We start from the raw sequence: 7509 nt of genomic DNA, 5'->3' as shown, positions 1-7509 counted from the left end.
GCGCGATGGGCGGGGACGTAACAGTAACGCAACGGCGCGGCGGCGGCACCACGTTCACGTTCACGGTGCTGCTGACGCCGGCGGAGGGACCGGTGACGATCCCGTCCGCCGGCGACGCCGATGCGCCATCGGTTCTTTCGGATGGACTGCGGGTTCTCAGCGTCGAGGACAATCCTTTCGGTCGCGTCGTGCTCAACGCGATTCTCACCGAGCTTGGACATCAGGCCGAATTCGTGGGGCGAGGGGAGGATGCCGTCGGGCGCATCGCGCAAGGCGGCTTCGATGCGGTGCTGATGGATATGGTGCTGCCCGGCATCAGCGGGATCGAGTCGATCAGGCGCATCCGGGCCCTTGATGCGCCGCCCGGGCGCGTCGCGATCATCGGCTTGTCGGGCAGAAGCGATGACGAGGCGGCATCGCGAGCGGCCGGCGGCGACGCGTTTCTTGTCAAACCGGTTTCTCCGCGGGCTCTAGCGACTGCGCTGCTTGAAGCGAAACGCCGCGCGGCAGCCGTGACTTGATAATTGCCGCGTTCAATTCGCCTCCGAATACGAAGATCGCGGCGATGAAGTAGAGAAACACCAGCGCTATGACGACCGAAGCCAGGCCGGCATACATTGTGACATAGTTGTTGGCGAAGCGCGCAAGGTAAAGGCCGAAGCCGACGCCCGAGACCAGCGACGCCAACATGGTGAAGATGATGCCGGGGATGATCTGAAGGAAGGATCGTCGGCCCGCCGGCAGCCACGCGTGCAGGATCACGAGCGCGATGAACATCGCAAGCATGGTGACGCCGTAGCGGGCAATGTTGAGCAGGGTCTCGTTCGATTCGACGATCAGCGGGACGTAGCGTTTCGCGGTGGCGATGATCAGTGGGCCGAGAACGATCAGGAACGCCATCGCAAGGGTGGTCACGGCGGCCACCAGCGTATAGCCGATCGATTCCAGCCGCAGCCAGTACCAGCGGCGCTGCTCGATCACCGCATAGGCGCGGTTGAGCGCCACTCTCAGGCTTTCGACGCCGTTCGACGCGAAATAGACCGCGAGCACGGCGCCGACCGTCAACGCGTCGCCGCGCGTCGTCGTCAGCACGTCATGGATTTCGCCGGACAATGCATTGGCGACCTGAGCCGGCCAGATCTGGAGCATCAGCTCCGCCGCCTGGTCGGCAAGCCCCTTTGACCCCAAGAAGCCCGCCAGCGACGTCAGGACGATCAGAAACGGAAAGAGCGCCATCAGCGCGGACAGCGCGATATGGCTTGCGATCGCCCAGCCATCGTCGGCAAGGAACGTGTAGAAGGCGTCCGTTCCGATCCTGTAGACGTAGCGGATTTGTCTCACATTTCACCCTGGCCAGGACCGGATGGCGGCTTCGTCGCCACCGTTTACTATCTGATATCAATACATAAAAATCCAGATCGTTGCGCAGGATCGAATCTCTTCGCGAGGTCATGGCGCCGCCGCGGCTGCGGTGTTATGTATGTGGCATGACGGTATTTCTGAGCATGGTTTTGATTCCGATCGCGGTGGCCTCGGTCGCCGCGGTATTGCTGATGGGCTTGATCAATATGATGCGCGGCGGCAGTCCCAACCGCTCGCAGAAACTGATGCGAATGCGGGTTTTCCTGCAGTTCGTTGCGATCGTCATCACCATGGTGACCATCTGGATGATGGGACAGTGACGGATTGATGGCCCGGCAGGGCAGGACCGATGGTCGTTCTCAATCGCATCTACACGCGTACCGGCGACGACGGCACCACCGCGCTCGGCACCGGTGAGCGCCGCCCGAAATACGATCTCCGTGTCGGCGCATACGGAACCGTCGATGAAACCAACGCTGCGATCGGCGTGGTCCGGCTTCATCTTTCCGGCGCCCCCGATCTGGACCGGATGCTGGGTCGCGTCCAGAACGATCTCTTCGATCTGGGCGCCGACCTTGCGGTGCCCCAGCGCGAGGGCAAAGCCGAACGGCTGCGCATGCTGTCCAGCCAGGTGGTGCGCCTGGAGAACGATATCGACAGTCTCAACACCGGGCTTTCTGAGCTGACATCGTTCGTGCTGCCGGGAGGGACGCCTGCGGCGGCATATCTGCATCTGGCGCGGACCATCTGCCGCCGCGCGGAACGCATGATGGTGGAACTCGCGTCGCAACCGGGCGAGCCGGTCAACGATGCTGCGATCCACTACATGAACCGGTTGTCGGATTTTCTGTTCGTGGCCAGCCGGTTCATGAATGACAAGGGCGAGCGCGACGTGCTCTGGGTGCCCGGTCAAAACAGATGACGCATTGTGGTGAGGCGAGGCGGATCGATCCTCTGGTCAAGTCCGAGACGTGCTTCGCGCGAAAACGTTACAGGGACTGCGATTTTTGGCCTTCCTGCGTTGACCGCCGGAAACGGGACCTTTAGGTTCCGCGCCGAAGCTCACACTCCCAGTTGATCCAGCCAAAACTCGGTTCGAGAGAGGGTCGATGAAGATTCTGGTGCCGGTCAAGCGGGTTGTCGATTTCAACGTGCAGATCCGGGTCAAAAGCGACGGGTCCGGCGTCGACACTGCCAAAGCCAAGATGTCGATGAATCCATTCGACGAAATCGCGATCGAGGAAGCCCTGCGCCTACAAGAAGCCGGCAAGGCGAGCGAGGTCGTGCTGGTGTCGATCGGGCCCGCTCAAGCCGCGGAAACGATCCGCACCGGTCTCTCGATGGGGGCCGACCGCGGCATCCTGGTCAGGTCCGAGGCACCGGTCGAACCGCTGGCGGTTGCCAAGATTCTCAGGGCCGTTGTCGAAGAGGAAGGTCCGGGCCTGATCATTCTCGGCAAGCAGGCCATCGACGACGATTCAAACCAGACCGGTCAGATGCTGGCGGGGCTGCTCGGATGGGCCCAGGCGACCTTCGCGTCGAAGCTTGAAGTCGACGGGGCCTATTTCAAGGTAACGCGCGAAGTCGACGGAGGTCTGCAAACGGTCAGGTTGAAAGCGCCGGCGATCGTGACGACGGACCTGCGGCTCAACGAGCCACGCTATGCGAGCCTTCCGAACATCATGAAGGCGAAGAAGAAGCCGATCGTGGAGAGGGCCGCCGAACTGTACGGCGTCGATCTCGCACCGCGCCTTGAAGTCCTCAGGACAACCGAACCTCCCGGTCGCAAGGCGGGTGTCAAGGTCAAGGACGTCGCCGAACTGGTGTCCAGGCTCAGGAACGAAGCCGGGGTAATCTGATGACCACGCTGCTGATTGCCGAACACGACCACGCTTCGCTGAAGGACGTGACCAACAAGGCGCTGACCGCGGCCGCCCAGCTTGGCGCGCCGGTCGACGTGCTCGTCGCCGGTGAAAACGCCAGGGGCGCGGCCGACGCGGCTGCGAAACTGAATGGCGTCGCGAAAGTTCTGCTCGCGGACGATCCGGCCTACGCCCACGATCTCGCCGAGCCGCTCGCGGCGCTGATCCGCTCGCTGGCGCCGGGCTACGATGCGTTCGTCGCGCCGGCGACGTCGCGCTTCAAGAACGTGATGCCGCGCGTTGCGGCGCTGCTCGACGTGATGCAGATCTCCGAAATCATCAAGGTTGTCGCGCCGGATACGTTCGAGCGGCCGATCTATGCCGGCAATGCGATCCAGACGGTCAAGTCCAGGGACGCCAAGAAGGTCATCACCGTTCGAAGCTCGACTTTCGCGGCGACCGGCGAGGGCGGCAATGCTCCGGTGGAGGCCGTTGCCTCAGCCGCCGATCCGGGCCTGTCGAGTTTCGTCGGCGAGCGGGTGGCCAGGAACAATCGCCCGGAACTGGCGTCCGCCCGGATCATCGTCTCCGGTGGCAGAGGTATGCGAAGCAGCGCCAACTTCACCAAATATATCGAGCCGCTGGCGGACAAGCTCGGCGCCGGCGTCGGCGCGTCGCGCGCGGCGGTGGATTCAGGCTTCGCGCCGAACGATTGGCAGGTCGGGCAGACCGGCAAGGTCGTGGCGCCGGAGCTCTACATCGCCATCGGAATTTCCGGAGCGATCCAGCATCTCGCCGGTATGAAGGACTCCAAGGTGATCGTCGCGATCAACAAGGATGCGGATGCTCCGATTTTCCAGGTTGCGGATTACGGCCTGGTGGCCGACTTGTATGAAGCGGTCCCCGAACTCACCGAACAACTGGGCAAGCTCGGCCGCTGACGATGATTCTAAAGGATGCTCGCCGGCAACGGACTTCGGCGGGTGTTTGTGCAAGAATGGGTGGAGCTGAAGTCTGCGCGGTTCAGGACCCGGTGAGATGGCAAGATGGCGGCAATGATCAGAAAAGTCGGCGTGATCGGTTCGGGGCAGATGGGCAACGGCATTGCGCACGTGGCGGCTCTCGCCGGGTTCGACGTGGTTCTCAACGATCTGTCCTCCGATCAGTTGAAGTCGGCCATGGCCATCATCAACAGCAACCTGTCGCGTCAGGTGTCGAAGAAGATCATCACCGAGGATGCTCGCGACAAGGCGCTCGCGCATATCGGACAAGCTGAATCCCTCGACGGGTTGGCCGATTGCGATCTGGTGATCGAGACCGCCGTCGAAAAGGAGGAGGTCAAGCGCAAGATTTTTCATGCTTTGTGCGCAGTGCTGAAGCCCGAGGCCATCATTGCCTCGAACACCTCGTCGATCTCGATTACGCGGCTTGCTTCGTCCACCGACCGTCCGGAGAGATTCATCGGCATTCACTTCATGAATCCGGTGCCGCTGATGGAACTGGTGGAGTTGATCCGCGGCATCGCGACCGACGATGCGACTTTCGATGCGGCCAAGGCGTTTGTCGGCAGGCTCGGCAAGCAGATCGCCGTATCCGAGGATTTCCCCGCCTTCATCGTCAACCGCATCCTGCTGCCGATGATCAACGAGGCGATCTACACGCTGTACGAAGGCGTCGGCAATGTCGAGGCGATCGACGCCGCCATGAGGCTGGGCGCCCACCATCCGATGGGACCGCTCGAACTCGCCGATTTCATCGGCCTCGATACCTGCCTGTCGATCATGCAGGTGCTGCACGAGGGACTGGCCGACTCCAAGTATCGGCCCTGTCCGCTATTGGTGAAATACGTCGAGGCCGGATGGCTCGGCCGCAAGAGTCAGCGCGGCTTTTACGACTACCGCGGCGAGAAGCCGGTTCCGACGCGCTGATCCGCTCCAGCCTTCGTTAACGCATAGCCCGTTAAAAACGTGCCGTGGAGTTTCCGGCATGGACATGAGTCTGGTTGCGGCCGCTGCCGGGATGATGACGGCGCACACGCAATCGCAGATCGCGACCCGCGCACTGAAAATGAACCTCGCCGCCCAGGCGCAGGTGCTTCAGTTGCTTGCCCCGCCGCAGACCGGCCCGGCGGCGAACAACGCGCCGGGCATCGGAAGCAAACTCGACATTTCAGTTTAGGCCGCCTTCAACGCATCGCTGCGCTTACTGCGCCAACGAGGCCTGGATCAGGTCGATCGCGTCGGGGCTGTCCCATTCCGCCGGTCCTGACATGTTGCCGATCTCGCATCCCTTGCCGTCGATCAGCACCGAAGTCGGCATGCCTACGGCCAGGCCAACCCCTTTAAGCTGTTGAAACACTTCTGCTTTCTCGTCGTGGAAATTGCCGAGACGCGTCAGGTTGGCGTCTCTCAGAAAGGCCTTCGGCTTGTCGGCGTCCCGCGTGTCGATGTTGACAGCGACGACAGCGAATTTGTCGCTGCCGAGCTTGCCTTCGAGCTTGTCCAGCGCGGGCATCTCTTTGCGGCAGGGCACGCACCAGGTCGCCCACAGGTTCAGGAGAACGGTTTTCCCCTTCCAGTCCGAAAGCTTCTTGGGCTGACCGTCGCCGTCCATGAAGGCCAGGTCCGGCATCTGACGCGGCTTCGACGCCATCGTCAGGGCGGCCACTTCGCCGATGGCGCGTGGGGCGAGTTTCCTGGACAGTTCCACGGCCGGACTGCAGGGCATGCCGGCGCTCGCCGCGGACCTCGCGTATCTCAGGTGCCCGGCTCCCAGAAGCGTGGCCGTGACGACGGCGACGACGGCGACCGCGACCAGCGGGCCTACGGGAAGCCTGCTTTGGGTGCGGCGGGAAGGCGGCGTGGTTTCAGTCATATCGTTTGTCATCCTGTATAAGATGCGGGTATGCAGGCTTCGGATTTAGATGGCTGGAGCGAACTGGTTCGATCGTCCGGCAGGCATCAACTGAGTGGCGCGGCATTGAGAAACAACATGAGCAACAAGATGTGGGGCGGCCGGTTCGGCGAAGGCCCCGACGCGATCATGGAAGAAATCAACGTCTCGATCGACGTGGATCGCCATCTCTACGCCCAGGACATCGCCGCGTCCAAGGTTCATGCTGCCATGCTTGCCGCTCAAGGTATCCTCACGGCGGATGATGCGAAAAACATAGGCAAGGGTCTAGACACGATTTTGTCAGAGATTCGCAAGGGCTCCTTTGACTTCAAGCGGGCTCTTGAGGACATTCACATGAATGTCGAGGGCCGGCTTGGAGAATTGATCGGCGCAGCCGCCGGACGGTTGCATACGGCGCGTTCGCGCAACGACCAGGTTGCGACCGATTTCCGCCTCTACGTCCGCGATATTATCGACGAGACCGACGCGGCGCTCGCAGCCTTCCAGCGTATTCTGGCGACGCGGGCGCTGGAACATGCCGGGACGGTGATGCCGGGCTTCACGCATTTGCAGACCGCGCAGCCGGTGACCTTCGGCCACCATCTGATGGCCTATGTCGAGATGGCGGCGCGTGACCGCGGCCGCTTTGCGGATGCGCGCAAACGCCTGAACGAGAGCCCGCTCGGGGCGGCGGCGCTGGCGGGGACATCCTTTCCGATCGATCGCAGCGTCACCGCAAAGGGACTCGGTTTCGATCGCCCGATGGCGAATTCGCTCGACGCGGTGTCCGATCGCGACTTCGTGCTGGAGACACTGTCGGCCGCGGCGATCGCATCGACGCACCTTTCACGCTTCGCCGAGGAGATCGTGATCTGGACCTCGCCGCTGGTCGGCCTCGTGCGACTGTCGGACAAGTTCACCACAGGCTCCTCGATCATGCCGCAGAAGCGCAATCCGGACGCCGCCGAACTGGTGCGCGCCAAGACCGGCCGTGTCGTCGGGGCGCTCACGGCGCTGCTGATCGTGATGAAGGGATTGCCGCTGGCCTATCAAAAGGACATGCAGGAGGACAAGCAGGGCGCGATGGAGGCGTTCGGCGCGCTTTCGCTGGCGATCCGCGCCATGACCGGCATGGTCGCCGACCTCGTGCCGGACGAGGCGCGAATGAAAGCCGCCGCCGGTGATGGCTATGCCACCGCGACGGATCTCGCGGACTGGTTGGTGCGGACCCTGAAGATGCCGTTTCGCGATGCGCATCATGTCACCGGACGCATCGTCGCGGCCGCATCGAAGCAGGGGCTGGCGCTGCACGAGTTGCCGCTGTCCGCCATGCAGGCGGTCGAGCCGCGCATCACGCGCGATGCGCTTGCGATGCTGTCCGTCGAGGCAT

The 7509-nt window shown here is 62.7% G+C and carries 10 protein-coding genes; 8 read left to right on the top strand and 2 right to left on the bottom strand.

Annotation, left to right across the window (positions count from 1 at the left end):
• Positions 1 to 521, top strand: a 521-nt coding sequence (locus BGN91_RS08870; RefSeq protein ID WP_292612365.1) for a response regulator, incomplete at its 5' end; no start/stop codon positions are given.
• Here BGN91_RS08870 and BGN91_RS08865 read toward each other — a convergent pair.
• Positions 448 to 1341 carry a YihY/virulence factor BrkB family protein gene (locus BGN91_RS08865; RefSeq protein ID WP_292612363.1) on the bottom strand — a complete coding sequence of 298 codons (894 nt, stop codon included), beginning with the start codon at positions 1339 to 1341 and terminating at the stop codon, positions 448 to 450. The genes BGN91_RS08870 and BGN91_RS08865 overlap by 74 nt on opposite strands.
• A 146-nt stretch (positions 1342 to 1487) precedes the next feature.
• Here BGN91_RS08865 and BGN91_RS08860 point away from each other — a divergent pair, with 146 nt between their 5' ends.
• The 6 genes from BGN91_RS08860 (at position 1488) to BGN91_RS08835 (ending at position 5402) form a co-directional block, all read left to right on the top strand.
• Positions 1488 to 1682: a twin transmembrane helix small protein gene (locus BGN91_RS08860; protein WP_292612361.1), complete on the top strand. Its 195-nt coding sequence runs from the start codon at positions 1488 to 1490 to the stop codon at positions 1680 to 1682.
• 29 nt (positions 1683 to 1711) lie between these two features.
• On the top strand, positions 1712 to 2284 hold the full coding sequence (locus tag BGN91_RS08855; RefSeq protein WP_292612359.1) for a cob(I)yrinic acid a,c-diamide adenosyltransferase: 573 nt from the start codon (positions 1712 to 1714) through the stop codon (positions 2282 to 2284).
• 187 nt (positions 2285 to 2471) lie between these two features.
• Positions 2472 to 3221, top strand: a complete 750-nt coding sequence (locus BGN91_RS08850) for an electron transfer flavoprotein subunit beta/FixA family protein (RefSeq protein WP_292612357.1) — start codon at positions 2472 to 2474, stop codon at positions 3219 to 3221.
• On the top strand, positions 3221 to 4165 hold the full coding sequence (locus BGN91_RS08845; RefSeq protein WP_292612355.1) for an FAD-binding protein: 945 nt from the start codon (positions 3221 to 3223) through the stop codon (positions 4163 to 4165). The genes BGN91_RS08850 and BGN91_RS08845 overlap by 1 nt, the downstream gene beginning before the upstream one ends.
• Before the next feature lie 105 nt (positions 4166 to 4270).
• Positions 4271 to 5152 (top strand): 3-hydroxybutyryl-CoA dehydrogenase, encoded by an 882-nt coding sequence (locus BGN91_RS08840; protein WP_292612354.1) that lies wholly within the window; start codon positions 4271 to 4273, stop codon positions 5150 to 5152.
• A 58-nt stretch (positions 5153 to 5210) separates the two neighbouring features.
• Entirely contained in the window at positions 5211 to 5402 is a 192-nt protein-coding gene (locus BGN91_RS08835) for a putative motility protein (RefSeq protein WP_292612353.1), read from the top strand.
• 24 nt (positions 5403 to 5426) lie between these two features.
• Here the strand turns inward: BGN91_RS08835 and BGN91_RS08830 are convergent, their stop codons facing one another.
• The gene (locus BGN91_RS08830; RefSeq protein ID WP_292612352.1) at positions 5427 to 6098 is read right to left on the bottom strand and encodes a TlpA disulfide reductase family protein; all 672 of its coding nucleotides are present in this window, start codon (positions 6096 to 6098) and stop codon (positions 5427 to 5429) included.
• A gap of 117 nt (positions 6099 to 6215) precedes the next feature.
• Between BGN91_RS08830 and argH the strand changes: the two genes are divergently transcribed.
• Positions 6216 to 7509, top strand: a 1294-nt coding sequence (argH, locus tag BGN91_RS08825; RefSeq protein ID WP_292612351.1) for an argininosuccinate lyase, incomplete at its 3' end; no start/stop codon positions are given.

The sequence above is a fragment of the Nitrobacter sp. 62-13 genome, assembly GCF_001896955.1.
In the GTDB taxonomy this organism is placed as follows: Bacteria; Pseudomonadota; Alphaproteobacteria; order Rhizobiales; family Xanthobacteraceae; genus Nitrobacter.
The sequence above is the reverse complement of the archived record's forward strand: the minus strand, read 5'-3'. Positions and strand labels throughout refer to the sequence as shown.